This is a genomic window from Dactylosporangium maewongense (genome assembly GCF_039531485.1).
Classification (GTDB): domain Bacteria; phylum Actinomycetota; class Actinomycetes; order Mycobacteriales; family Micromonosporaceae; genus Dactylosporangium; species Dactylosporangium maewongense.
The window spans coordinates 22,061-48,614 of the sequence record NZ_BAAAQD010000044.1 but is presented as its reverse complement, the minus strand read 5'-3'; the positions used below and the strand labels follow the sequence as shown (position 1 = coordinate 48,614).

The 26,554-nt window shown below is 70.8% G+C and carries 17 protein-coding genes and 1 pseudogene; 9 read left to right on the top strand and 9 right to left on the bottom strand.

Annotation, left to right across the window (positions count from 1 at the left end):
* The first annotated feature begins 304 nt into the window (after positions 1 to 304).
* From ABD332_RS54680 to ABD332_RS54650, 7 genes are read left to right on the top strand one after another with little or no spacing between them, the layout of a single operon-like run.
* Positions 305 to 616, top strand: coding sequence for a hypothetical protein (locus ABD332_RS54680; protein ID WP_344514201.1), 312 nt, complete (start codon positions 305 to 307; stop codon positions 614 to 616).
* Between the two features lie 59 nt (positions 617 to 675).
* Positions 676 to 1,050 carry a hypothetical protein gene (locus tag ABD332_RS54675; protein ID WP_327006656.1) on the top strand — a complete coding sequence of 125 codons (375 nt, stop codon included), beginning with the start codon at positions 676 to 678 and terminating at the stop codon, positions 1,048 to 1,050.
* On the top strand, positions 1,047 to 4,727 hold the full coding sequence (locus ABD332_RS54670; RefSeq protein ID WP_344514140.1) for an ATP-binding protein: 3,681 nt from the start codon (positions 1,047 to 1,049) through the stop codon (positions 4,725 to 4,727). Before ABD332_RS54675 ends, ABD332_RS54670 begins: the two co-directional genes overlap by 4 nt.
* Positions 4,728 to 4,750: 23 nt before the next feature.
* Positions 4,751 to 6,676 carry an MFS transporter gene (locus ABD332_RS54665; RefSeq protein WP_425552456.1) on the top strand — a complete coding sequence of 642 codons (1,926 nt, stop codon included), beginning with the start codon at positions 4,751 to 4,753 and terminating at the stop codon, positions 6,674 to 6,676.
* A gap of 6 nt (positions 6,677 to 6,682) precedes the next feature.
* The gene (locus ABD332_RS54660) at positions 6,683 to 7,225 is read left to right on the top strand and encodes a hypothetical protein (protein WP_344514138.1); all 543 of its coding nucleotides are present in this window, start codon (positions 6,683 to 6,685) and stop codon (positions 7,223 to 7,225) included.
* The gene (locus tag ABD332_RS54655) at positions 7,222 to 8,364 is read left to right on the top strand and encodes a M23 family metallopeptidase (RefSeq protein ID WP_344514136.1); all 1,143 of its coding nucleotides are present in this window, start codon (positions 7,222 to 7,224) and stop codon (positions 8,362 to 8,364) included. The genes ABD332_RS54660 and ABD332_RS54655 overlap by 4 nt, the downstream gene beginning before the upstream one ends.
* Positions 8,361 to 8,987 (top strand): hypothetical protein, encoded by a 627-nt coding sequence (locus tag ABD332_RS54650; protein ID WP_425552454.1) that lies wholly within the window; start codon positions 8,361 to 8,363, stop codon positions 8,985 to 8,987. The genes ABD332_RS54655 and ABD332_RS54650 overlap by 4 nt, the downstream gene beginning before the upstream one ends.
* A 3-nt stretch (positions 8,988 to 8,990) precedes the next feature.
* Here ABD332_RS54650 and ABD332_RS54645 read toward each other — a convergent pair whose 3' ends face one another.
* Positions 8,991 to 9,605 carry a hypothetical protein gene (locus ABD332_RS54645; protein WP_344514134.1) on the bottom strand — a complete coding sequence of 205 codons (615 nt, stop codon included), beginning with the start codon at positions 9,603 to 9,605 and terminating at the stop codon, positions 8,991 to 8,993.
* A 220-nt stretch (positions 9,606 to 9,825) separates the two neighbouring features.
* On the opposite strand from ABD332_RS54645, the gene ABD332_RS54640 reads away from it, so the two are divergent.
* Positions 9,826 to 11,898, top strand: coding sequence for a hypothetical protein (locus tag ABD332_RS54640; protein ID WP_344514132.1), 2,073 nt, complete (start codon positions 9,826 to 9,828; stop codon positions 11,896 to 11,898).
* Between the two features lie 193 nt (positions 11,899 to 12,091).
* Here ABD332_RS54640 and folE read toward each other — a convergent pair whose 3' ends face one another.
* The 7 genes and pseudogenes from folE to dacB form a co-directional block, all read right to left on the bottom strand.
* Complete coding sequence (gene folE / locus ABD332_RS54635; RefSeq protein WP_344514130.1) at positions 12,092 to 12,709, bottom strand: GTP cyclohydrolase I FolE; 618 nt, start codon at positions 12,707 to 12,709, stop codon at positions 12,092 to 12,094.
* A 92-nt stretch (positions 12,710 to 12,801) separates the two neighbouring features.
* A complete protein-coding gene (gene ftsH, locus ABD332_RS54630) occupies positions 12,802 to 14,805 on the bottom strand; it encodes an ATP-dependent zinc metalloprotease FtsH (protein ID WP_344514128.1) in 2,004 nt (667 codons plus the stop codon).
* Positions 14,806 to 15,016: 211 nt separating this feature from the next.
* Entirely contained in the window at positions 15,017 to 15,592 is a 576-nt protein-coding gene (hpt, locus tag ABD332_RS54625) for a hypoxanthine phosphoribosyltransferase (RefSeq protein ID WP_344514126.1), read from the bottom strand.
* A gap of 66 nt (positions 15,593 to 15,658) precedes the next feature.
* Positions 15,659 to 17,278 carry a gamma-glutamyltransferase family protein gene (locus tag ABD332_RS54620; protein WP_344514124.1) on the bottom strand — a complete coding sequence of 540 codons (1,620 nt, stop codon included), beginning with the start codon at positions 17,276 to 17,278 and terminating at the stop codon, positions 15,659 to 15,661.
* A gap of 9 nt (positions 17,279 to 17,287) precedes the next feature.
* A complete protein-coding gene (gene tilS, locus ABD332_RS54615; RefSeq protein ID WP_344514122.1) occupies positions 17,288 to 18,256 on the bottom strand; it encodes a tRNA lysidine(34) synthetase TilS in 969 nt (322 codons plus the stop codon).
* A gap of 473 nt (positions 18,257 to 18,729) precedes the next feature.
* Positions 18,730 to 19,773: pseudogene (locus ABD332_RS54610) on the bottom strand (zinc-dependent metalloprotease); the annotation flags it as partial.
* A 74-nt stretch (positions 19,774 to 19,847) separates the two neighbouring features.
* On the bottom strand, positions 19,848 to 21,320 hold the full coding sequence (dacB, locus tag ABD332_RS54605; RefSeq protein WP_425552453.1) for a D-alanyl-D-alanine carboxypeptidase/D-alanyl-D-alanine endopeptidase: 1,473 nt from the start codon (positions 21,318 to 21,320) through the stop codon (positions 19,848 to 19,850).
* A 3-nt stretch (positions 21,321 to 21,323) separates the two neighbouring features.
* Here dacB and ABD332_RS54600 point away from each other — a divergent pair, with 3 nt between their 5' ends.
* The gene (locus ABD332_RS54600; protein ID WP_344514118.1) at positions 21,324 to 21,863 is read left to right on the top strand and encodes an inorganic diphosphatase; all 540 of its coding nucleotides are present in this window, start codon (positions 21,324 to 21,326) and stop codon (positions 21,861 to 21,863) included.
* A gap of 542 nt (positions 21,864 to 22,405) precedes the next feature.
* Here ABD332_RS54600 and eccCa read toward each other — a convergent pair.
* Positions 22,406 to 26,473 (bottom strand): type VII secretion protein EccCa, encoded by a 4,068-nt coding sequence (eccCa, locus tag ABD332_RS54595; protein WP_344514116.1) that lies wholly within the window; start codon positions 26,471 to 26,473, stop codon positions 22,406 to 22,408.
* Between the last annotated feature and the right edge of the window lie 81 nt (positions 26,474 to 26,554).

Below are 26,554 nucleotides of genomic sequence, written 5' to 3'. Positions count from 1 at the left end.
ATGAAGGTACTCACCTCCGGTCAGTCACCTGTCCCCCACCAGGGGTAACCGCTCAGGCGCCTCATCCGCAACACTGATCACGGACCGGTCAGCTTGTTGGAAAGAGGGCTGCACCGTACTCTCTGCAAGTGAACGTTATTCGGACCGTTAAACCCGACAATGGGCATTTAGCAGGGCAAACGCCCGGATAAGGTTCCGCTGGAGGGCGACACAGCAGCCGGGGTCGTATGACCGGGTCGTCTTATCAGCGAGGCTTAACGCGCGGCGTGCACCTCGCCCGTCGCGCCTCCGGGGAGGTCTGATGATGTTGTTGGAGATCGGCCACGCGTTGTGGGGGGAGACGACCCGCGTCGCTGATGCGATCGCTCTGGCGCCGTCGCCCGAACCCGCACCGAAGACGATCAACACCGACGGCATTCTGCAGTTCTTCACCACGAAGATCGTGCCGATCCTCCTCGCGGCGCTCGGCGTGATCTTCATCGGCCGGGCCAGCAAGGGTGAGGTCTCCCGGGTGCTGACCAGCTCCGCCATCGCGATCATCGGGCTGGCCTTCGTCGCGGGCGCCGCGTCGCTCTTCTTCTTCGGCGACTCCCTCGTCAAACTGCTCTTCAACTAGAGCTGCCGTGCCTTCCGGACTCACTGCTGAGCCTCACTGCTGAGACGAGTGAACAAGACATGCGGCTGCGCACCGACGACGACATCTACCGGGCCCGCCTGGTCTACCTCGGGCCGCCCGGCTACACCCTGCCCATCCAGCTGCCCTATGCGCAGTATGGGGTGTTCGCGCTCCTGGTGCCCCTGTTCATGTTCATCCGTTACCTGATCACACTGCAGGTCGACTACTTCCCCGCCTACGAGATCGCCCTCGCGATCGTGGCGACGTCGCTGATCTTCCGCTACGTCGACCCCGATCGTCCCGCCCGGATGGTGGTCCGCACAGCCCTGACCGACTGGCGCCACACCCGGGAGCCGAGCCACGAGCAGCGTGACGCTCGGCTCGTGGCCACCAGGGTGCGTATCCGCCCGGAACTCACCGGTGATCTCGCATGACCAACCCGCCTCCCCGCCGTCCTGGGGGCTACTCCAACCAGCCGGACGTCGATGACGACGCTGCGCACACGTCCGATTACGACGGTGGCCTGCGGGCCGCCGCCGAGGGCGGTCGCGTGGCGATGTTCCGCGGGCCGGCCCGCGGCCCGTCGGCCGACCGCCCGGCGAGCGCGCCTCCGGCGGCCGACGTCGACTCGCCGTTCCTCGGGCTGTTCGACGACCCGCCGGGCGGGCGGCCGCGCGACCGCGTGACGGCCGGCGACCCCGGCAACCGGCCGATCTCCGGCATCCCGGTGTCGGCGGCCCCGACGTCCGGCGCCGGGCGAGCCCCCGAGGACCTGCGGGCGCCGAAGCGGGTGGTGCCGCGGACGGAGGCGCTGCCGTCCTCCGCCTCCCCTTCCGCCGCTCCGACGTCTGCGGTCCCCTCGTCCGGTTCCGCTTACGACCGGCGGTTGGCCCCGGCCGAGCGGCGGCTGGTGGACGCCGCTGAGCGGCGGCTGCTGGACGCGGCCGCCGAGCGGCAGCAGGCCGACGTCGCCGAGCGGCGGCAGATCGAGGCCGCCGAGCGGCGGCAGGTGGATGCCTATGAGCGGCGGCAGTTGGACCGGGCACCGGCCGACCCGCCGCCCGCGCTTCCCCCGGCCGCCCGGTCCGGACCGCTGACGGCCGCCGAGCGCCTGGAGCGCAGCGGCGAGCACCCGGACGCCTTCGACTGGAGCGGCGAGCACCCGCGGCTCCCCGGCCGGCTGGGCACGGGCGAGCACCCGCAGGTCCCCGGACGGTCAGGCACCGGCGAGCACCCGCAGTACCCCGGACGACCGGGCACCGGTGAGCATCCGCGGCTTCCCGGCAGGCCGGGCACGGGCGACCGCGCGCCCGTCGAGCGGCAGCGGCCGGCGCAGCGGCAGGCGCCAGATCGCGCTCCCCGTCTGACCACACCGGCGATGGGCGACGGCGGCAGTCGTACAGGCGCCAGAACCGCAAACGGAAAAGTCGTGCCGGGCAAGGACCTGGTGCCCCCGGCGCGGCGCTCGAGCCCTCCGCCCAAGCAGCCCGCCCGGCCCACCGGCAAGCGGACGCCGCTGGACCGCACGCCGAAGCCCCGGGTCCGGGACCGGCAGCCGTCGATCGACCTGGCGATCACCGAGATCGCCGGGCACCTGACGTTCACGCCGAACACCGTCACGGCCTGGTACTGGCTGCCCGAGGTCCGCTGGGCGTTCCGCCCCGACGCCGAGCGCGAGGCGCTGCTGTCGGCGATCTCCGAGCAGTACGCCGGACTCGCCGGCTTCCGCCTGCACCTGCGCCGCACGACCCGGCCGTTCCCCGCCGACCAGTGGGCGCGCGTGGTGGACAACAACACGCCGTTCCCGCTGCCCACGGCCGGCGCCGGCCCGTCGTGGACCGACCACCTGGTCGCCGCGCAGAAGCACCTCTTGGCGATCAACCACGCCGAGGGCCAGACGTACCTCGGCATCTCCTTCGCCCGGCGCACCCTCGGCGACACCTTCGCCGAGCGCATCGGCGCCCTCTTCCGCCGCGGCGTCGCCGACGCCGAGCGGCGCCGGATGGCACGGACCGTCGAGCAGTTCGACGAGGTGCTCGGCGCGTTCGGCATGCGCGGCCGCCGGGTCACCGCCTACGAGCTGGAGTGGCTGCTCTACCGCTCCGTCGCACTGTGCATGTCGCCGCCGGCGCACGTCACCTCGCTGGACGGCGGCTGGGACCGCGGCGACCTGCTCGCGCTGACCGAGCAGGTGGAGCGCTACCGGACGCCGTACGGTTCGACCGTCAAGCTGGTCAACCGGGTCAGCGGCGAGGAGCGGCACGTCGCCGTCCTCACCGTCGGCCGCATGGAACCCCTGGAGATCCCCGAGCGGCACGAGCCGTGGCTGCACTTCCACGAGCGGCTGCCCTGGCCGATGGAGCTCTCCTCGCGGATCGACATCCTCGGCCCCAACGACTCGTTCCGTAACCTCGAGCACCGGCTCCGGCTGATCCGCTCCCAGCAGGCCGACTACAGCGAGCACGGCATCGACGCCCCGCCGGAGCTGGAGCGGCTCGCCAAGCGCGCCCTCACCATCGGCGACGAGATCAGCACCGGCCTGCCCGTCGACTCCTCGCGCGCGCACGGCTGGCACCGCATCGCCGTCGGCGGCCGCACCCGTGAGGAGTGCCTGGAGCGCGCCCGCCGGGTCACGCAGATGTACTCCCGCGAGATGCGCGTCGCCCTGCAGCACCCGAAGCAGCAGGACTGGCTCGCGCGCGAGTTCATCCCCGGCGAGCCCCTGGCCAACACCGGCTACCTGCGCCGCATGCCGGTGAAGCTCTTCGCCGCCGCCCTCCCCCAGGCCGCCTCGACCGTCGGCGACCGCCGCGGCGACCTCATCGGCCGCACCGCGGGCACCTCCCGCCGCCCCGTCTTCCTCGACCTGCACTTCCCGATGGAGGTCCGCGAGCGCTCCGGCCTCGCCGTCTTCGTCGCGGAGCCCGGCGGTGGCAAGTCCACCCTCATGGGCGCCCTCGGCTACCTGAACGCCCGCCGCGGTGTACAGGTCACGCTGCTGGACCCCTCAGGGCCGCTCGCCCGCCTCTGCGCGATGCCCGAGCTCGCCCCGTACTCGCGCGTCCTGAACCTCACCGGCTCGGAGCAGGGCACCCTGGCGCCCTACTCGCTGATCCCCACCCCGCAGCGCGGCCACTACGTCCCCGGCCCCTCCGGCGACCGCGAGTTCGAGATCGCCATCTCCAACGCACGCGCCGAGCGCCGCATGCTCGTGCAGGACATCTGCATGATGCTGGTCCCGCCGCAGGTCGCCCGCGAGGCCTCGACCGCCACGATGCTCCGCCACGCCGTCCGCCAGGTCCCGGCCGAGGAGTCGTCGACCCTGGAAGACGTCATCCGCTCCCTGCGCGACACCGGCGACCACGACGCCCTCGAGCTCGGCAACCTCCTCCTGGACACCGCCGAGATGCCCCTCGCCATGCTCTTCTTCGGCACCCCACCGGCCGGCCTCCTCGGCGCCGACGCCACCCTCACCGTCATCACCATGGCCGGCCTGCGCCTACCCGACCTCAAGATCGAGCGCGAGTACTGGTCCGCCGAGGAGTCCCTCGCCCTCCCCATGCTCCACACCGCCCACCGCCTGGCCGTCCGCCGCTGCTACGGCGGCGACATGACCCAGCGCAAGCTCGTCGGCCTGGACGAGGCCCACTTCATGGAAGGCTGGCGCTCCGGCCGCTCCTTCCTGGTCCGCCTCGCCCGCGACTCCCGCAAGTGGAACCTCGCCGCCCTGGTCGCCTCCCAGAACCCTCGCGACATCCTCGGCCTGGACGTGCAGAACCTGGTCTCCACCGTCTTCGTCGGCCGCATCGCCGAGGACTCCGAGATCGCCGCCGAGGCCCTCCGTCTCCTGCGCGTCCCGACCGACGTCGGCTACGAACAGACCCTGGCCGCCCTTTCCCAGGTCGACACGTCCTCATCCTCGCGCCTCGGCTTCCGGGAGTTCGTCATGCGCGACGTCGACGGCCGAGTCCAGAAGGTCCGCGTCGACGTCTCGTACGTCCGCGACCTCCTGCGCTACCTCGACACGACCCCAGGCGGCATCCCAACCGGCGACACCGTCGGCGGCGAGATCGTGGACATCCACGACGACGACTCGGAGGTCGACCGGTGAGACGCCTGCCCGTGCACGCAGCCGTGGTCATCGTCACCGCCCTGGCAACCCTCTTCGCCGGCCCCATCTCCCCAGCCACCGCCACCCCAGCCCGCGCCCCAGGGGACCCGTTGTGCACGGTCCAGGAATGGAGAGTACCGGGGAACTTCGAGAACTGCGCCGATCGATTGCAGGTAGACGTCCAGTCTCGAATTAGCTGCCTGGACGCACCAACTCCGAGCGCGCCAGATTCAGGCATGGCGGGCTGGTTTGCCAGCCGACCCAAAACCGGCACAGGTCTACGCTTTGCCTACCGCTATAGCGAGTATGGATACGCCGGTTACGACTTTTCGACCTACGACTTGAAATGCGCTTCAGTAGTCAGGAATCCAAGCGCAGAGTTCGAAGGAACGATTGCCAACGGCGAATTCCTCGTTGCAACTTCGATCATTGGGGCATCTAACGCTCTGCGAGAGCGGGCGTGGGATCCGTCAGCGACTTGGGGTTGGGCGGATCCTCTCGTCGAGACCGCAACCAAAGCAGTATACGAAAAAGTCTTCACTGCTTTTGGCGCAGTAACATTGACCATTGTCGGAATGTACCTACTCTGGCGCTCACGGCAGGCAGATCTCTCCGGTGCGGTGACCACGGCGGGCTGGGCAATCTTTGTGATGGTCCTCATCACGGGCATTGCATCATGGCCGCAACTCTCTGCCGGTCTCGCCGACAAGACATTGATCGGCAGCCTTGGCGTAATCCACGACGCCATCGGCCCACCTGACGAAAGCATCCCGGCAGATAAATGCCGTAACCCCGAACCAAAAGCGTGCATAGACATACGACCTCCAGCGGCGCGGGCAAGCGACACGGTCGTTGACGGACTTCTGTATCGAAATTGGCTTCGCGGGACACTCGGGTCCGCGGACAGCATCACAGCCCAAAAATATGGCCCCGCACTATATGACGCAAAGTCCTTTAGTTGGGATGAAATTGACAGAATTCGCGCCGCCGAGTCACGGGCTCGCGAAAGCGAAGAAGAACGAATCCGCCTGAAGCGCCCTGGGCCGGCTGTCGAGTCAAACGAACGCAAGATTCTGACTGATCAGAAGAAGAAGCGTTGGATGCAGGTCGCCGAACAGATCAAGACGGAAGATCCTGAGGCGTACGAGCACCTCCAAGGCAGCAATGGCATGGACCGAATCGGCGCCGGATTCCTCGCGATCCTCTCCGCACTGTTCTTCGCCTTATTCGACCTGACCGCATCGGTGCTCGTTTTCCTCGGATTCTTGATTTTCCGATGGGCCGTAATCGCGGCACCAATCCTGGGCACTGTCGGCCTTCTACGCCCAGCAAATGCGGGCCTTCGCCGACTCGGCAATGCGGTGATCGCGGCGATATTCAACATCGTCATTTTTGGAACAGGATCAGCAATCTATCTGCTGGCAGTTACATTGATTCTCGGAACTTCTTCGCTTGCCGGGTGGCTCCAGGTTTTGCTTATTTGGCTGACTGGAGTCGTCGGCTGGCTGTTGCTGCGGCCTTACCGGCGGATCACGCAACTCGGTGGGAAGGATTCCACTCGCGCCATCACATCCGCTGGTAGCTGGCACCGGTTGTTCTTGCGGGACGTGCGGCAGGCTGCGGCGCTCAAGGTCGTTGACGCCGGTGGAACGAATGAGCCGCGGCAACGTGGGGACAGCCTGACGGGGCATCAGCGGCCAGAGCACCGGCCGGAGACGCGGGACGAGGACGTCGTGACGGTCGGTGGGGGTGGCGACCGGACGCGTCCTGAGGAGCGGACGACGCGGCAGGACGGTCCGCAGCGACGGCGGCGGGAGCCGACGTGGGAAGAGCCCGACTTGCCGCAAGAGACCGCGCCGTCGTATTCGATCTATCGGCCCGACTCCGAACGGTCCACGTCCGACCGGTCGCCGGCGCGACGGCCGGAGTCGGCGAACCTGCCGGGGTGAGCGTCCATGCGTACGGTTCTGCGTCTGCTCGGCACGCGGTACGGCATCGCCATGGTCCTGATCGTTGTTGTGCTGATCGTCGTGGGATTCGGCCGCACCGTCTTCACGGACGATGACGGGACCGGCAACGACGCACTCGGACCTACCGTTGCTCCCGCAACGACGACGCCGGACCCGTACAACTCGCTCGGTGACGACGGTGTCGTGGAGGAGCCGAGTTCGGCGGCGCCGTCCCTGAGCAAAGGGGCCGCCGACGCGAGCACGGTGGCCACTCGGTTCGCGAAGGCCTGGCTGCGCAAGCCCGGTATATCCGGCGCCCAGTGGCGGGACGGGTTGAAGCCGGACGCGACGAACGAACTGATGGAAGACCTGGCCGACACGGATCCGAGCGACGTCCCTGCCGCTACGATCACCGGCTCTACGGTCGTGGAGAACCTCGGACAGGTCGCTACCGCCAAGGTTCCGGCTGATGGCGGAACGATCATCCTGCAGCTCGAGGCCATCGGTGGCCGCTGGCAGGTCACCTCGCTGGACTGGGAGGTGGCGTGACCGACTTCGAGACCGCTGACGAGCACGGTGAGGGCGGACAGCGAAGGCTCCGCCCTGCGCTGCTGGTGGCGCTCGCCGCGGTACTGATTCTGGTCTGTTGCGGCGGAGGCGTGGTGTCGTTCTTCCTCGATGCGGCGAACAAGACCGTCACCTACGATTCCGGTTGCGGCAACGGGAAACTGGTCGACGTGGCGGCAGAAATGCCGAATCATCGCAGGCTCGGCCAGGAGCAGGTACGTAATGCGGCGATCATCGTGCGGGTCGGGCAGGATCTCAATGTGCCGCCCCGGGGCTGGGTGATCGCCGTCGCGACGGCGATGCAGGAGTCATGGCTCCGTAACCTGCCGAATCTGGGCGCTCGCAACGACCACGACTCACTCGGGCTCTTCCAGCAGCGACCCAGCACCGGCTGGGGTACACCCGAGCAGATCATGGATCCGAAGTACGCGTCGCGGAAGTTCTACGAGAAGCTGGTGACGATTCCCGGCTGGCAGACCATGAGCCTGACTCGCGCCGCTCAGAAGGTGCAGCGCAGCGCGTACCCCAATGCCTACGCAAAGCATGAGGAACTGGCCTCGACGGTGGTCAACTCCTTGACGGGCGGCGCAGCCCGCGCGGTCGGCGATCAGACCGACCTGCAATGCGTCAGTGCCGGCCAGATCGCCGCCTCTGGCTGGACGGCACCGGTCAAGGGAAAGGTGGGGTCAGGGTTTCGGACCGCCTCCCGCCCCACTCATCAGGGCGTCGATCTCATCGTTCCGCGAGGTACCGTCATCCACGCTGCGGCGGCGGGGCGTGTCATCAAAGTGCGCTGCGACGCGATCGGCCCGAACGGTAAACCGTGGGGCTGCGACCGGGATGGTTCACCATCCGTTCGTGGCTGCGGCTGGTTCGTCGACATTCTGCACGCCAATGGCATCATCACGCGGTACTGCCACATGGTGAAACAGCCGAGCGTCGTGGTGGGCCAAAGCGTTGCGCCCGGTCAGGAGATCGGGCTCTCGGGCACGACCGGACATTCTTCGGGTCCTCACGTGCATTTCGAGACGCACCGGAACAGCGACTCGAGCAAGAACGGCGCGATGGATCCAGTTCAGTTCATGCAGCTGATGGGGGCGCCACTCGGAGGGGAGCCGTGAGCGGTTTCCCGAGCGATGATCTACCCGACTGGGATCTGATTGCCGGCGGCGCCGAACGTGCTCCTGCGGGCATCGAGCTGGTGCCTGCCGTGTCCGTTCGCGACCTCCGCGGGAACCGGGCGATGGTTGGCATGCCGGGTCTTGGCTGGCGGGGTGATCTGCGGGTCGATGACCCGGTGGTGCAGGCGAGCCGGACCTATGTGCCGGCGTTGCCGGAGCAGGAATGGTACCGAGCCGAAGCGGAAAGAACCGAGGTATTTGCGCCGCTGGTGCCGATCGAGCGGGTGTGGGTGGAGCGGACGTCTTCGGCTGTGACCCCCGCCGAGGGGCGTTCAGACCTGGTGGGACGGCTCGTTTCGCTTGACGTGCCGCCGCCTCGGCCGCCTCGGCCGATTCGGGAGGTCGGGGTGGTAACCGGACTCCGCGTGGTACGCGTCGCAGGCCCTGACAACAAGGCCGGGAGGGACGAGCGGAATCTGCGAGCGGTGACAGAGCCGTACAGCAGCACCGAGGGCGACATCTGCGTGCGGGTCTGTAAAGAGTTGGACTGGTATCGGTGGGCTTGGAGCGGACAAACACCGAAGACTCTTGAACTGCCGATCCACCTAATCTGGATCGAGTAGGCGCTACAGCTGCTCCGCACTGCAGATCAACCAGCTGCGGCTCTTTTCCAGCAGGAAACGCCATTCCTGCAAAGAAACAGTTTCACGTCCATCCGACTCTGGCACGAAGACGTTCAGCGTCGCCTTAACCTCTGCCTGAGTCCCGACGGCATTTACATCGAACCGAGCAGGCTTCACCGTAATCCTAATGGCGAATTTTGCCTCCCGCTCTTTGACTGCAGCGAGCGCAGCATCTACTTCCTTAAGGCTAGCAGTGGGACACTCGAAGAGCTTCGCTCGAATGTTGTCTCTGGAGGAAAATTTTGCCTCGATATATTGCTCGAGAACACCTTCGGGCGTGCTGCGGTCGGGGGTGGTGGCTTTGTCGTACAGGATGTATGCGGTAATTGAGCCGCCCAGGCAGAGGCCGGCGGCGGCTACTGCGATCACAAGGAGCAAGGTCTTACGGAGGCCGAGGCCTCGCTTCGGGGGGCTGGATGGCGGGGTGGGGGCGGGGCGGCCGAGGGGCTCGTCCTTGCCGATGATCTCGCCTTCGAGGACCTCGTCGTTGCCGGGGCGGGATCTCGGGATCGACCTGCCCTGATCGAGGTTTGGCTCGTTCGGCTTCGATGCGTCCACGGTTCAGAGGCTATCGGGCCGCATCGAGGCTGGCACGCTCCCACGCGCTCTGAGGGATCGGCGGGGGTGGGTGCAAGATCGGGAGGGGGTGGGGTGTGGTTGGGAGGGTGTGGCGGTCACCTGCGGGAATACAAGACTCCCAGTGCGCCTACTGACTGCTTCCGCGGACTGCGTTACCGTTCCGGCATCTGCTGGATCGGAGCGGGCGGAAAGGGGCACGGTGGCACGGCTGCGGGCACGGATCGAGCGAGCGGCAGCGCTGCACCGGCACACCGCTGCGCTGGTCGCCGCCGCCGGGCCGATCCTCGATGGTTACTCGCCCAGTGCGGCGCCGACGGAGCAGTACGCGGAGCAGCACGACCTGACCGCCGGGCTGCGGGCCGACGCGAACCTGCTGGCGCCCGGCTGGCTCGGGGCGCAGCTGGACGCGCTCTCGCCCACCACGCCGCTCGGGGGGCCGCTGCCGCCGACGTTCGTGCGGGTCGGGCAGGCGCATCCGCTGGATGACGCGCGGTTCCCGGTGGTGGTGCCGTTGCTCCGGGCGGGGCACATCGCCATCGACGCCGACGCGAGGGACAGCCGGGTCGCGGGGTTGCTGCGCAGTCTGGTGCTGCGGCTGCTGGCTTCGTCGCCGCCGGGTTCGGTGCGGATTCGAGCGGTGGACGCGGTCGAGGAAGGGTCCACGTTCGGATGGTTCGCCGGCATCGAGTCGATCATGCCGCCGCCGGCGACCGATGCGGAGGGTCTTCGCGCGGTACTGGATGAGGGCGAGCACTGGCTCGCCGCCCGCACGGACGGTGCCGGGCCGACGCTGCTGATCGTGATCGCGTCGCTGCCGGAGCTGACGGAGGGCCGGGACCTGGCCAGGATCGCGGGGCTGGCGCACGCGGGTCCGGCGGGCCGGCTGCACCTGATCGCCGCGGGCTGGCCGCCGCCGCCGCTGACGGCTGAGACCACGCAGGCACCGTTGCCGCACGCGACGCAGATCGCCATCCGCAACCCGCACGCCTGGGTGGGCGATCCGCCGGGCGCGACGTTCTCAGGCACAGGCGTCACGCCCGGGAGGCTCAACGCCCCGGTGTACCTCGACCCTGAACCGCCCGCGGATCTGGTACGCCGGGTCTGCGCCCAGCTTGTCGGCCCTTGGACCACGCCACCCGCCCCGGTCGGTGAGCCGAGCCGCACGGCCTGGCTCAACTACGTCGCCGCCGGGCAGCGGCTGGACACGGTCCGGCGCGAGGTGATCGCCGTCGTCGCGGAGCACAAAGCAGCGCTGAAGGCCGCCCGCGACGACCTCGCCGCGATCCGGGCGAAGCTCGCCCACCACCAGGCGTACCTGACGGAGGTCGCCCGCGAGGTCGGTGGCCGCCCGTTCGACGTGGTGCCGAGCTGGCAGGAGACGCAGACCGCGGCCTCGGTGCTGACCGGCGCGGCCCAGCCCGGCGGCCGCCGCAGGAGCGCGCCGCAGCAGGCCCCCCGCACGACGGCCCCGGTGAGCTCCCCACCGGCGCCACCGTCATCGCCAGCCGGACCTGCGGGCGCGGTCCCGCCGGTGACGGGCAACCTGTACATGGGCAGCACCGCCGGCAACACGGGCGCGATCATGGGCCCGTACCAGACCTACCCTGGCGCGCTGAACGGCCCCACGGGCGCCCAGCCCGTCTACCGCCCCCCGGGCGGCGCGCTGAACGGCCCCACCGGAGCCCAACCCGTCTACCGCCCGCCGGTCAGCGGCGTCCCCGCCCGTCCGCAGAGTCCGGGTCAGGGTCCGGCGCAGGCGAAGAGCCCGGCTCAGGTCAGCGGCGGCCCCGTGCGCCCCGCGGCCGTCAGCGGCGTGCCGGTCTCCGTTGCGGGCGGCGCGAGCGGTACGGGCGCTGTACGCCCCCAGAGCCCTCCAGCGCCCGAATCGCTGCCGGGGAGGGTGTCCCATGCCCTCCGCGTGGCGGCGGCCGGTCTGAAGCAGTCTGAGGCGGCGCTGGCCGCCCCCGGCAGGTCCGACACCGCCTCCAGCACCAGGGTCTGGATCAACGCCGCGGTCTATTTCACGTTCGCTGTGCTCGCCGCCGTCGTACAGGTGCCGACGCTGCTGGCGGGCGAGCGGTTCGACGAGATCAGCCTTCTGGCGCTGCCGTGTGCTCTGGTACTGCCGGCCCTCGCCTTCGCCCTGGGCTGGCTGACGATCGGCGCGACGACCCGCCGCCCGACCTCCAGAACGCCCGTCATGGGCATGGCGATCAGCCTCCTCGCCCTGATCCCCATGATCGTCTTCGCCGCCGTACTCTTCCTGGGCTGACACCCTTCACGAGCCCCCCCGGCGAGTAAGCCAAGCAACCGCCGGGCAGCCAAGCGCCGCGCCGGAATAGGCAGCACCCCGCCGGGAAGCCAAGCGCCGCGGCGGAATGGCAGGCGCCGCGGCGGTCAGCGCCCGCAGGAAACGCGAAAGCCCGGCCACCAACCGGCGACCGGGCTCAGCAAACACCTGGGCGCTAGCCGCTCAGAATCAGCGACATCGCCTCGGCGCGGGACTTGGCGTCGTCGCGAAGCAGGCCGCGGACCGCCGACGTGATCGTCCGCGAGCCGCCCTTCTGGATGCCCCGCATCGACATGCACATGTGGGCGCACTCGATGACCACGATGACGCCGCGCGGGTTGAGCTCCTCCATCAGCCGGTCGGCGATCTGCGCGGTGAGCCGCTCCTGCACCTGCGGCCGCCGCGCGTACACCTCGACCAGCCGCGCCAGCTTCGACAGCCCCGTGATGCGGCCGTCGTGGCCCGGGATGTAGCCGATGTGCGCGACGCCGTGGAACGGCAGCAGGTGGTGCTCGCACATCGACATGACCTCGATGTCGCGGACGAGGACGAGCTCCTCGTGGTCCGCCTCGAAGGTCGTGGAGAGGACCGTGGCGGGGTCGACCCGCAGCCCGGCGAAGAGCTCGGCGTAGGCCCGGGCGACCCGGCCGGGCGTCTTGCGCAGCCCGTCGCGGTCGGGGTCCTCGCCGACGGCGATGAGGATCTCGCGGACGGCGGCCTCGATGCGCTTCAGGTCGACGTTGCGCTCGACCTCCACACCTCCGAGCTTCCCACTGACGAGGCGGGCGGCCACGTGGTCGAGCTCGCCACTGACGAAGGGCTCCGTGGAAACACCGAACCCGGCGCCATCGTCATCGGCGTCGGGCTCGGTGCTGCTGATCTCGTTCAGTTCTTGCCGTCCGTGGTCTCGCCGCCGCTGGTGATCCGCACGTGGTCACCGTCGCCGTTCACCCCGACGGGCGTCCCGAGCTCGGCACCGTTGGCGCCGGCCTCCAGAGCCCTCCGCCGGCGGCCGTTGCCGCTGTACGGCGCCATCGGCGGCCGCTTCACGACGCGGGCGCAGATGCGCGCCATGTCGTTCTGCGAGATGGTCTCCTTCTCGAACAGCTCCTCGACGATCTGGTCCAGGACGTCCCGGTACTCGACCAGGATCTCCCACGCCTCGTCGTGCGCGATCTCGATGAGGGCGCGCATCTCGCCGTCGATCTCGGCCGCGACCTTCTCCGAGTAGTCCCGCTCGTGGCCCATGGTGCGGCCGAGGAACGGCTCGCCGTCGCCCACGCCGTACTTGACGGCGCCGAGCTTGGAGCTCATGCCGTACTCCGTGATCATGGAGCGGGCGAGCGCGGTCGCCTTCTCGATGTCGTTGCCGGCGCCGGTGGTCGGCTCGTGGAAGACGAGCTCCTCGGCGGCCCGGCCACCCAGCGCGTAGGCGAGGGTGTCGATCATCTCGGAGCGGGTCTGCGTGTACTTGTCCTCGGTCGGCAGGACCAGCGTGTGCCCCAGCGAACGGCCACGGGACAGGATCGTCACCTTGTGCACCGGCGCCGAGTGCGGCAGCGCCCAGGCGACCAGCGCGTGGCCGCCCTCGTGGTAGGCGGTGACCTTCTTCTCGTGGTCGCTCATGATGCGGGTGCGCCGCTCGGGGCCGGCGATCACCCGGTCGATGGCCTCTTCGAGGTAGTCGTTGGTGATCGCGCGCTTGTCGCTGCGGGCGGTGAGCAGCGCCGACTCGTTGATGACGTTGGCCAGGTCCGCACCGGTGAAGCCGGGCGTGCGGCGGGCGACCGAGTCGAGGTCGACGTCGGGCGTGAAGGGCTTGCCCTTCGCGTGCACCCGGAGGATGGCCTTGCGGCCCTCCATGTCGGGCCGGTCGACGGCGATCTGCCGGTCGAAGCGGCCCGGGCGCAGCAGCGCGGGGTCGAGGATGTCGGGCCGGTTGGTCGCGGCGATCAGGATCACGCCGCCCTTGGTGTCGAAGCCGTCCATCTCGACGAGGAGCTGGTTGAGGGTCTGCTCGCGCTCGTCGTGACCGCCGCCCATGCCGGCGCCGCGGTGACGGCCGACGGCGTCGATCTCGTCGACGAAGACGATGGCGGGCGCGTTGGCCTTGGCCTGCTCGAACAGGTCACGGACCCGGGAGGCGCCGACACCGACGAACATCTCGACGAAGTCCGAGCCGGAGATCGAGTAGAACGGCACGCCGGCCTCGCCTGCGACGGCGCGGGCCAGCAGCGTCTTACCGGTGCCGGGCGGGCCGTAGAGCAGGACGCCCTTCGGGATCTTGGCACCGAGGGCCTGGTACTTCGCCGGTGCCTGCAGGAAGTCCTTGATCTCGTGCAGCTCTTCGACGGCCTCGTCGGAGCCGGCCACGTCGGCGAAGGTCGTCTTCGGCGTGTCCTTGGAGATCAGCTTGGCCTTCGACTTGCCGAAGTTGAGCACCCGCGAGCCGCCGCCCTGCATCTGCGACATGAAGAGCAGCAGGAGGACGACCAGCACCGCGATCGGCAGCAGGTTGATCAGCAGGCTGACGAAGATATTGTCCTGCGTGACATTGACGTTGTACTGGTCGAGCTTCTTAGCCGCCTGCAGCTCGTTGAGCTCATTCTGCAGGTCGTTGGCCGACCGGGCGGTGAACTGGGTCTCGACCTTGTCGGTCTTGGAACCCTTGATCGACTCCTTCGTCTTCAGGTCAAGCTTGAGCGTCTGCTCCTTGTCCTGAATCACCGCCTTCTTGGCCTTGCCCTCGCGCAACAAGGCAAGCACCTGCGATGTGTCCGCCTTCGTGTAGCTGGGGCCGGACGTGAAAAGGGAGCTAAGGATGATCGCACCGATGATCACCACAAGGATCCAGACCACCGGCCGGCGGAACAAACGGGTACGTTCCATGTTGTCGTCGAGCGCACGCGGCGCCCGGCCCCTCCATCCGTAAGACCGCTGACCGCGCCGGACCCAGTGTGCCGACGCGATGTCGAAAGCGTCGACAGAATGGCCTAGTTGACGCTCGCGACCATTTGACGGTACACCGTGGCACCGACAGTCGCGGATCGGCGTGGGCCGGGACGGAGATGCTCCCAGCAGACTCCCAGGAAGTGCGGGGTCAGCCGCGGCCGTACACCGACGGCTTCAGGACACCGACAAAGGGCAGGTCACGGTAGCGCTCGGCGTAGTCGAGCCCGTATCCGACCACGAATTCGCTAGGGATGTCGAAGCCGACATACCGCACAGGAACGTTCACTCTCAGCGCATCGGGCTTGCGCAGCAGCGCCACCACCTCGACCTGGGCCGCGGAGCGGCTCTCGAGGTACTTCAGCAACCAGGACAGCGTGAGGCCGGAGTCGACGATGTCCTCGACGACGATCACGTGCCGGTCGGTGATGTCGCGGTCCAGGTCCTTGAGGATGCGGACGACCCCGGACGAGGTCGTGCCCTGCCCGTACGACGAGACGGCCATGAACTCGAGCTCCACGGGCGGGCCGACCCGGCCCAGCGCGCGGGCGAAGTCCGCCATGAACATGACGGCGCCCTTGAGCACCCCGACCAGGAGGATCGACTTGGCGTCGGCGTGGTCCGCCGCCACCTGCTTGGCGAGCTCCGCCGTCTTGTCGCGGATCTGCTCCTCGCTGATGATCACGTGGTCGATGTCGGACGCGTGCCAGGTGCTGCCGTCGGCCATGGATCTAGCCTGCCGTATCGGCCCTCCCGGATCGACGGCGGGTCACCCTCAAGGAGACATCCGCCATCAATAGCCCAGTGCCGCGCCGTCGGCCCGCGGCTCGGAGCCCGCCACGTAACCGGACGGTGTGCGCCAGATCGCCTGTCCGTAGCCGAAGGCGCCCTGCTCGTCGACGATGCGCACCCGGTGACCGCGCCGTCGCAGGTCGTCCGCGGCGCCGGCGAGGCCGGGCTCGAGGCGCACGTCCAGCCCCGTGTGCCAGTACCAGCGCGGCCGGTCGAGCGACGCCTGCGGATCCAGCAGGTCGTCGACGGTCGACCGGACCACCTGCACGTGGCCTTGTGGCTGCATGTGGCCACCCATCACGCCGAACGGCCCGACCGGCGCTCCGTCCCTGGTCAGGAAGCCCGGGATGATCGTGTGGAACGGCCTGCGCCGCGGTCCGACCTCGTTCGGGTGACCCTCGGCGAGCACGAACCCGGCACCCCGGTTCTGCAGGCTGAAGCCGGTGCCCGGCACGACCACGTGCGAGCCGAAGCCCATGTAGTTCGACTGGATCAGGCTGACCATGCGGCCGTCGGCGTCCGCGGTGCAGAGGTAGACCGTCCCGCCCCGCGCGGGATCGCCGGGCGGGTGCTCCGCGGCGTCCTCGCCGATCATCTCCCGCCGCTTCGCCAGATAGTCCTCCGTGAGCAGCGGCGGCCACTGTACAGCCGGCGAAGGGTCGCCCACGTAAGCATGGGCGTCGGCGAACCCGAGCTTGACCGCCTCGATCTGCCGGTGCAGGTCAGCGGCGCCGCCGGCCCCGAAGCCGTCGAGGATGCCGAGCGCCTGCAGCGCCACGATGCCCTGGCCGTTCGGGGGCAGCTCCCAGACGTCGTGTCCGCGGTACCGGACGGAAAGCGGCTCGACCCAGAGCGACGCGTGCTCCGCCAGGTCGGCCTCCCGCAGCAGCCCACCGGTCCGCTCGGCGTGCGCCACCATCCGCTCGGCCAGCTCACCGCGGTAGAACGTGGCACCGCCGGTGGCCGCGATCGCGCGCAGCGTGCGGGCGGCGTCCGGGTTGCTGAACCGCTCCCCCGCCCGCGGCGCCCGGCCGCCCAGCGTGAAGACGCGGCCCCACTCGGCGAACTCCTCGCCGGACAGCCCCGCGTGGACGGCCTCGACCGCGCGGTCCCAGTGGTGCGCGACGGTCGGCGAGACCCCGTAGCCGCGCTCGGCGTAGGCGATCGCGTCGTCGAACAGGTCCGCGAACGGCAGCGACCCGAAGCGTTCGTGCAGGTCGTGCCAGCCCGCCGGGGCGCCGGGCACGGTCACGGGCAGCCAGCCGCGGGCCGGCATGACCTGCGCCGCGACGGCCTGCGCGCCGCCGAGCGCGGCGGTGGCCCGGGCGGCCGGGTCACGCTCGACGACGAGGTCGCGGGTCAGCAGCGCCGGCGACCGGCCGGACGCGTTCAGCCCGTGCAGCCGCTCGCCGTCCCACACCAGCGCGAACAGGTCACTGCCGATGTCGTTGGACCCCGGCTGCAGCACCGTCAGCGCCACGGCGGTCGCGATCGCCGCGTCGACGGCGTTGCCGCCCCTGCGCAGCACCGCCAGCCCGGCCGACGCCGCGAGCGGCTGGGTGGTCGCCACGACACCGCGGGGCGCGTACACCGGCCGGCGCGGATGCAGGTCCTTTGACATCTGTGGATCTTACGTGATCCGCCGCAGCCTGCCGCCCTGGCGGGCGACCCGCAGGCCACCCGGCAGCGCCGCGGGCCCCTGCCCGTGCCAGTCGGTGACCAGCGCGTCCATGGCGACCACGTGGCGGTGGGAGAGCGCCCCGCCGGAGACCCCGAGCCGCCGCGCCCACGAGTGCAGCACCCGCGTCCGTACCGGCGCCGGGAGCCGCTCCAGCTGGGCGATGTCGAGCTCGTCCGCCCCCGTCGTCGCCTTCTCGAACGCGTCCGACGCCAGCTCGTCGAGGTGCGCGGTGTCGGCCGCGATCAGCGCCGCCGTGCGGGCCAGATTGTCGATCACCGCCGGTCCGAGCGCCGCCACCAGCGGCCGTACCCGCGACCTGGCGAACGCGTGATCCGTGTTGTGCGGGTCCTCCCACGGCGTCAGCCCCGCCACCTCGCACGCGGCCCTGGTGTCGGCCCGTGTCACGTCCAGCAGCGGCCGGGCGAACAGCACGCCCTGCCGCTCCCGCCTGGCCGGCATCCCGGCGATCCCGCGCGGCCCGGCACCCCTGGTCAGCGCCAGCAGCACCGTCTCGGCCTGGTCGTCGCGGGTGTGGCCGAGCAGGACCAGCGCCGCCCGGTGCGACTTCGCGGCGGCGACCAGCGCCGCATACCGCGCGTTGCGGGCGGACGCCTCGGGCCCGCCGTGCCCGGCCACCTTGACCGTCCGCACGTCCACCGGGTCGAACTCGTGGTCTCTCGCCCACGCCGCGAGCCTGGCGGCCCGCTCCCCCGACCCTGCCTGCAGGCCGTGGTCGACGGTCACCAGCCCGCAGCGCACCCGCAGCCGGGCGGTGACGAACCTGGCCGCCACCGCCAGCGCCAGCGAGTCGGCGCCGCCGGAGCAGGCGACCAGCACCGTGTCGCCGGCCGCCACGTCGCCCAGGCTGCGCCGGACCGCGGCACGCACCGCCGCCACAGCCGGCGGGAGCGCGGCCACCTCGATCAGCCGGTGGCGTCGGGCTTGGCCGGCTGCTCCTGCGCGCCCTCGTCTCCTGCTGCCGCCTGGCTGCCGCCCTGCTTGGCGACCAGCGGCTCCACCTCGGCAGGCTCCGCCTCGGCGTCCTCGCCGGTCCCTTCCGAGGACCCGCCGACCGGCTCTGCCACCGTCTTGGTGGTCGCCGCGGCAGCCCCGTCACCCGGGGCAGCCGTCGTCGCGGGCGTGACCGGGGCGGCCGTCGTCGCGGGCGGGGCCGTGACCTCTTCCACGGACAGGCCCGCAACCTCGGTGGCGTCCGCGATCCCCGCCTCCGCCGGCGCCGTCTCGGCGGGCTCCGGCACCGTCGGCACGGGCGCCGGAGGCGCCTCGACCACGCCGGCCTTCGCGGGCGAACCCTCCGTCACCGGGGGCGCCGCGGCGGCCGCCGCCGGCGGGGCGGGCGGCGAGACCATGGGCCGGTGCAGCGCGCTCGACCCGTGCACCCGCACCACCCAGGCGTCGGGGTCGCTGAGCTCGTCGAGCCGCGGGATGGTCAGCGGCGACTGCCAGATCTTGTTGAAGCCGTCCATGCCGACGCGCTCCACGACCGCGTGGACGAACTTGCGGCCCTCGGCATACTGGCGCATCTTCACGTCGACACCGAGCAGCTTGCGTAGCACCCGGTCGAGCGGGTTGGCGGCCGCTTCGCGGCGCCGGTTGAACTTGGCCCGGATGTCCTCGACGGACGGCACCACGTCGGGGCCGACGCCGTCCATGACGAACTCGGCGTGCCCCTCCAGGACGGTCATCAGGGCGGTGAGCCGGTCGAGCACGGCCCGCTGGCCGGGCGTCTGGACCAGGTCGAGCACCGACACCTTGCTGTTGGGGTCGCGGACCACGTCGGCAAGGGCGCCGATGCCGCGCCGCAGCCGCTCAGCGAGCTGGTCCTGGTTGAGCTGCGACGCGTCCACGAACGCGCCGACCTCGCCCAGGAAGTAGCCCCGCATCCAGGGCACGGCGGTGAACTGGACCCGGTGGGTGACCTCGTGCAGGCACACCCAGAGCCGGAAGTCGCGCGGCTCGGCACCGAGCCGGCGCTCCGCCTCGACGATGTTGGGGGCGACCAGGAGCAGCTGGCCGGGGTCGACGGAGAACACCTCATACTGTCCGAGCACCTTGCCGGACAGATACGCCAGCACGGTGCCGGCCTGCACGCCGGTGAACCGTGACCCGATCGCGCTGGCGACCGGCCCCGGCTGCTTGCCGCCGGCGAGCCGCTCCGCGAGCGGCTGGATCACCTGCCGCAGGCCCTCGATGTTGGTCGCCGCCCAGTCGCGGCGGTCGACGATCCGCACCGGCGGAGCGATGACCTTAGTGCGCAGGCCGGTGAAGGAGCTGACGTGCTCGGTCGCCTCGTCCGCCAGCCCCCGGAGGTTGGTGACTGCGGCGGCGGCCTCCTCGTAGGACACGGCAGGGCCGCTCTTGCCCAACGCCGCGGCGGTTGCAGCGGCCAGATCCCAATCGACGAACTGCGCCATGCACCCACCGTACCCGCGCCGGACCACCGGCTGCTGCTGAGAAGACCCGGAGTCGACCCGTAGCGACGGGCCGACTACCGACAGCCACAAGCGGCGAGCGCGGCAGCGACCCGGTCGAGCGCGACCACTGCCTTGTCCCGGTCGGTGGTCGCGTCGGCCATGAACGCGAAGGCGAGCGTCCGCCCGTCCGCGTCCACCACGATGCCCGCCAGCGAGTTGACCCCGGTCAGTGTGCCCGTCTTGGCCCGGACCAAACCCGCGGCGCCCGCCCCTTCCTGCGTTTTGACGAACCGTCCGGTGAGGGTTCCGCTGTACCCGGCGACCGGGAGCCCGCCGAAGATGCCGTGCAGGTCGGCGCGGTCGGAACGCGCGGACATCGCCAGCAGGGTGGTCAGCAGCGCCGGGGACAGCCGGTCGTTGCGGGAGAACCCGCTGCCGTCGACCAGCCCGTACCCGGTCACGGGCACGTTCAGCTCCTCCAGCACCATCCGCATCGCGGCGGCGCCGCCCTCGAACGACGCGGGCTGGTTCTTGGCGAGCGCGACCTGCCTGGCCAGGATGTCGGCGAGCACGTTGTCGCTCTGCAGCAGCATGGACTCGACGAGCCGCACCATCGGCGCCGACTCGACCTTGCCGAGCTCCTTGGCACCGGCCGGCGCGGTGCCTGCGACGGCCGCGGTGGCCGGCAGGCCGAGCATCTTGGCGAACGCCTGCGCCGCCTGCACGTCCGGCTGCGGGTACCGCTTGGCGTACTGGCCGCCGTTGGGCCGGCCGCCCTCGGTCATCAGCGGGGTGATCACCGCGCCGGACCCCTCGGTGGTGGCATCGGCGTCCCAGCCGGGTCCGATGCCGGAACCGACGAAGAGGGACATGTCGTACACCACCTTCGTCGGCGCGGTGTCGCCCAGCGACTTCTTCACCTGAGCGGCGAGGTCGTCGAGCCGAGCGGCGCCCGGGTAATACGGCGTCTGGAACACCGCGAGCGTCGGGTCGCCGCCGCCGATCAGCACGACCTCGCCGGGTTGCGCGCCGGCCACGACACGGGTCGGGATGCGGTACGCGGGCCCACGCGCGGCGAGCGCCGTCACAGCCGTCACGACCTTCGTCGTCGACGCCGGCGTCATGGCCGCGTCGGGCTCCGAGGAGTACAGGACCTGCCCGGTCGCCACGTCCACGACGGAGGCGGTGATGTGCGGGCCGAGCGCGGGCGCGGTCAGCAGCGACCCGATGGCGGCCTTCACCCCGTCCGGCGACGGCAGCGGGGCCTGGCTGTCCATCGCCGCCAGTACGGCCGGCGGCAGCTCCGGGGTGACCCCTGCGGTCCACTTGGCCTGTTCGTCCGATCCCACGAGTCCCAGCAGGCGGATGGTCTGCGGTCCGGCGTACACCGAACCGAGCGCGGCGACGAGCGCCACGACCAGCGCGACGGCCGCGACGACAGAGCCCAGCTGTGGTCTTTCCCTCGCCAACCGACCCTCCCCGTTCTTCACCGTGGTGCTGTCAGGGAGACTAATGGTCGGCGCAGCGGTGCGAGGGTGAGGAGTCATCAGATGGACTTCGACGTGACGGTCGAAATCCCGAAAGGCCAACGCAACAAGTACGAGGTTGACCATGCGACCGGCCGGATCCGGCTCGACAGGACGCTGTTCACCTCGACGCAGTACCCGGCCGACTACGGCTTCATCGAGGGCACGCTCGGCCAGGACGAGGACCCGCTCGACGCGCTGGTGCTGGTGCAGGCGCCGACGTTCCCGGGCTGCCTGATCCGCTCCCGGGCGATCGGCATGTTCCGGATGACGGACGAGAAGGGCGGCGACGACAAGGTCCTCTGCGTGCCGGCCGACGACCCGCGCCTGGAGCACCTCCGCGACATCCACCACCTCGGCGAGTTCGACCGGCTGGAGATCCAGCACTTCTTCGAGGTCTACAAGGACCTGGAGCCGGGCAAGAGCGTCGAGGGCGCGACGTGGGTCGGACGGGTCGAGGCCGAGGCCGAGATCGCCGCTTCCCGCAAGCGCTACCAGGAGGCGGTCGCCAACGGCACCTACCACGACCCGGGCGTCGCCCCCAACGCGCACCCGACCGAATAGCCCCTTTTCGCCCGCCTCGACGCGCGGAACTCCGCCCGCGTCGAGGGGCGAAACCCCAGCCCACGTCCACGAGCGGACCTGAGCGTGCCCTGACGGGCGAGCTCAGCTCCCGCATCGAGACAGGGCCCCGCGTCGACACGGAACCACGACCCGTGTCGACGCACGGAAACCGAGGCCGCGCCGACACCCGGCGCCAACCCCGTCGACGCGCCACGAACGTCGACGCCAGGGCAGCCTCGACGACCAGGCCGGCGCACTCGACCCGCATCCATGCGGACCCCAACCCGTGCCGACGCGCGAACTCAGCCCGCGTCGACACCCGAGGCCCAGCCGCCTCGACGCGGACCTCAGCCCCCGCGTCGAGGCGGACCTCGGCCCGCGCCCCGCGTCGACGCCCGAAGGTCAGCCGGTCTCGACGCGAACCACAGCCCCGCGGTGATGTCCGGAGCTCGGCCCGTGCCGACCCGCGGAACTCAGCCCGCGCTGAAGTCCGAAGCTCAGCCGGCCTCGACGCGGAACTCAGCCGCGGCGACGCCCGAAGTTCAGTCAGTCTCGACATGCGCGACCTGCACCAGACGCGCGCCGTCGCGGCGGGTGACCAACCACCCCCGTCCGGGCGGCAGCGGGCCGGGACGGAGGTTGCCGAGCAGCGCCCCCTCCTCCCGGTCCCCGGACAGCAGCAGCCCCGGCGACGAGAGCTCCCGCAACCGCTGCAGCACCGGCTCGAACAGGGCCCGTGCGGCGCCGCCGCTGCGCCGGGCCACGACCAGGTGCAGACCGATGTCGCGGGCCTGGGCGAGGTACGGCAGCAACGGCTCGATCGGATTGCCCGACCCGACGGCGACCAGGTCGTAGTCGTCGACCAGCACGAAACACTCCGGCCCGGCCCACCAGCCGCGGCTGCGCAGCTGCTCCTGGGTCACGCCGGGGCCGGGCAGCCGCCGCTGCATGTACGACGCGACCGAGGCGATCAGCTCCTCGGTCTCCTGCCCGCCGGTGCCGTCGCCGATGAGGTGCTCGGTGCTCACCGCGCCGAGCAGGCTGCGCCGGTGGTCGACGAGCACGATCCGCGCCTCCTCGGGCGTGAACCGCTCGGTGATCGTCGTGGCCAGCCCGCGCAGCAGCGTCGACTTGCCCGACCCGGCGTCGCCGAACACCAGCAGGTGCGGCTCCGCGCCGAGGTCGACCAGCGCCGGGCGCAGGTCCGACTCGGCGATGCCGACCGGCAGGTCCAGCGGCTGGCCGGGCTCGGCGGCGGCCGTCATCGCCGCGTGCGGCACCAGGCTCGGCAGCAGCCGCACGCGCGGCGCCGGCGGCCCGTCCCATGCCGCCGCGACCGCCCTGACCAGCCCGGCCTGGTCGCCGCCGGTCAGTGAGGGCAGCGCGACCAGCAGGTGCAGCCCGTCGACGGTGACGCCCCGGCCGGGCGACTCCTTCGGCACGTTCGCCGCGGCCTTGCGCGAGGCGTGCGAGTCGCTGTCGTCGCCGAGGCGCAGCTCGATCCGGGAGCCGAGCAGGTCCCGCAGCGCCGGCCGGAAGTCCATCCATCGCGACGCGGACGCGGCCACATGGATGCCGTACGAGAGGCCACGGGTCGCGATGTCGGTGATCGTGCCCTCAAGGTCCTCGTACTCGCCGCGGACGGTCGCCCACCCGTCGATCACCAGGAACACGTCACCCCACGGGTCGTCACCCCACAGCCCATCGCCTGACGGAACGTCGCCGGCCGAAGGTGCACCCGACCAGAGTTCGCCTGACGAGGGTTCGCCTGACGAGACTTCGCCTGACGAGACGTCGGCCGGCGGGCCGCCGGGCGCGACGCCGGCCCGGTGGCGGCGATACGTGGCCATGCTGTCGATGCCGGCCTCCGCGAACCGCCGCTCCCGATCGGTGAGCAGCGCGGCGACCTCCCCGACGGTGCGGCGGACCGCGGCCGGGTCGAGCCGGCCCGCGACCCCGCCGACGTGCGGGAGGTCGCGGAGCCCGAGCAGCTGCCCGCCGCCGAAGTCGAGACAATACACCTGGACCTCGACCGGCGTGTGGGTCAGCGCGAGCGCCGCGATCAGCGTGCGCAGCGCCACCGACTTGCCGCTCTGCGTGCCGCCGACGACCGCCACGTGCCCGTTGGCGCTGTCGAGGTTGAGCCACAGCACCTCGCGGCGCTGCACCAGCGGCTTGTCGACGACCGCGACCGGCACCTGCAACGCCCCGCGCAGCCGGGGGTCTGTGACCGTCAGCCCGCGCCCCGGCTCGGGTGCGACCGGGCCCAGCAGCTCGTCCAGCGGCGGCGACGCGTTGAGCGGCGGCAGCCACACCTGGTGCGCGGGGACGCCCTGCCCGACCAGCCGGTCGACGAGGATCTCGAGCAGGCTGGAGGTGGCGGCCGGCTCGTCGGTCGCGTCGGGCCGCGCGACCGGCGGCGGCACGAACCGCGTGTCATACGCCGTGACCCGCCGACCGTCGCCGCCGGCACCCGGCCTGCGGCGCCGCCGGTGCGCGCCCGACACGTACGCCGTCTTGAACCTGGCCAGCGGCTCGGTGCCGGCCTTCAGGTAGCCGTGCCCGGGCGATCGCGGCAGCTCATACGCGTCGGGGACGCCGAGCACCGTGCGCGACTCCAGCGACGAGAACGTCCGCAGCCCGATCCGATACGAAAGGTGCGTGTCGAGCCCGCGCAGCCGCCCCTCCTCGAGCCGCTGCGATGCCAGCAGCAGGTGCACGCCCAGCGACCTGCCGACCCGCCCGATCTGCACGAACAGGTCGATGAACTCGGGCTTCGCCTCCAACAGCTCGCTGAACTCGTCGCAGATCACCAGCAGGCTCGGCAGCGGCGCGAGCGGCGCCCCACCGGCGCGGGCGCGCTCGTAGTCGCGGAGCGAGTCGTAGTCACCCGCGCGCCGCAGCACCTCCTGCCGCCGCACGACCTCGCCGTTGATCGCGTCGGTCATGCGGTCGACCAGCGGCAGCTCCGCCTCCAGATTGGTGATGAACGCGGCGACGTGCGGCAGGCGGTCCAGCCGCGCGAACGTCGCGCCGCCCTTGAAGTCGATCAGCACGAAGTTGAGCGTCTCCGACGAGTGCGTCGCGGCCAGGCCCAGCACCAGCGTGCGCAGCAGCTCCGACTTGCCGGACCCGGTCGCGCCGATGAGCAGCCCGTGCGGCCCCATCCCGTCCTGCGCGGACTCCTTCAGGTCGAGCTCCACCGGCTGCCCCTGCGGCCCCACCCCGATCGGCACCCGCAGCCGGTCCCGGTGCGGGCGCGGCGCCCACGCCCTCGCCACGTCGAGCGACCACGGGTCGTCCAGCGCCAGCATCGCCGCCAGGTCGGCACCGGTGTCTCCTCTGGCGTTTTCCTCGTCGGTACGACCAGCGACCGCCAACCGCAACGGAGCCAACCGGCGGGCGATCGCTTCGACCTCGGCGGTGGTGAGCTGGTCGGGCACGCCGATGGACTCGCCCGGCACCACGGGATCGCCGCCGGTCGGCACCGACGTCGTCACCAGCCGGCCGCCGGACGGGTCGAGCACGATCGCGGTCCGATCGGGCAGCCGCGCCGGCGCGCCGCCCAGGTCGATCAGGGTGACCCCGTCGACGCCGCCGTCGGTGCCGAGGTGGGCGCTGCCGGCCAGGTCCCCGCCGTCGAGCACGACGACGATGTGCGGCGACGAGCGCTGCGCCGCCGCCCGGTCGGGCGTGAACCTTCCCCGGTTGGCGAGCAGGTCGTCGAGAAGGCCCTCCAGCTCGACGGCGGAGTCCGCGACGAGCCGGACCGGCCCGACCGCGTCGGTGCGGGTCGGGTGCATCGCGTGCGGCAACCACTTCGTCCACTCCCACCGCTCCCGGCGGTCGGTCGCGGCGCACACCGCCACCAGCAGGTCTTCCGGCGCGTGGAAGACGACCAGTTGCGCCAGCACGGCCCGTACCAAAGCTGCTGACGCCTCATCGGGAGCCTCTGCGCTCAGATGGATGCGGGCGAAGCTGCGCAGCGAGATCGCGACCGGCAGGTCCGGCACCACCGAGCAGGCGTCGAGGAAGCGGCGCAGCGCCCCGGCCGTCAGCGGCTCCAGATCCTCCAGCGGCCCGGTCAGGGGCGGGTGCAGCGGCGTGGCCAGGGTCTGCGGGCCGACCGCCACGCGCACGACCGCGAAGTCACCGTCGGCCGGGCGGCGCTCCCAAAGCCGGAAGCTGTCCACCGTCGACCACAGCGAACCCGGATCGGGATGCCGGTAGTGCAGGCCCGTGCGCTGCTTCTCCGCCGTGTCGCGGACCTGTCGCCGCAGCGACGCGAGGTGGCGCAGATAGTCACGACGCGCCGCCATCATCTGCGCCTTCTTGGGCCCGCTGCCCGCGCCGGCCGAGGTCAGCAGCATGCCCAGCGTCGAGAAGCCGAAGACCGCCCCGATCACGTAGGAGTAGGTGCCACCGTCACGCCCGGCGAACAGCAGCGCGGTCGCCAGCGTGCCGGTCAACATGGGCACCACCTGGACCATCTGCTGCCAGCGCGACGGCGGCGCCGGCGGGATCTCGGGCGGCGGCTGGACAACCAGCTCACCGCTCGGGATCTCGGGCGCGGGGCGCCGAGGCAACCGATTGACGACGATCGTGCTCACGCCAGGCACTGTAAGACCTGCACGAGCAGCGTGGGACGAGGTTGCATCGAGAGTTACATCTCAGTCACACAACGTGCGATC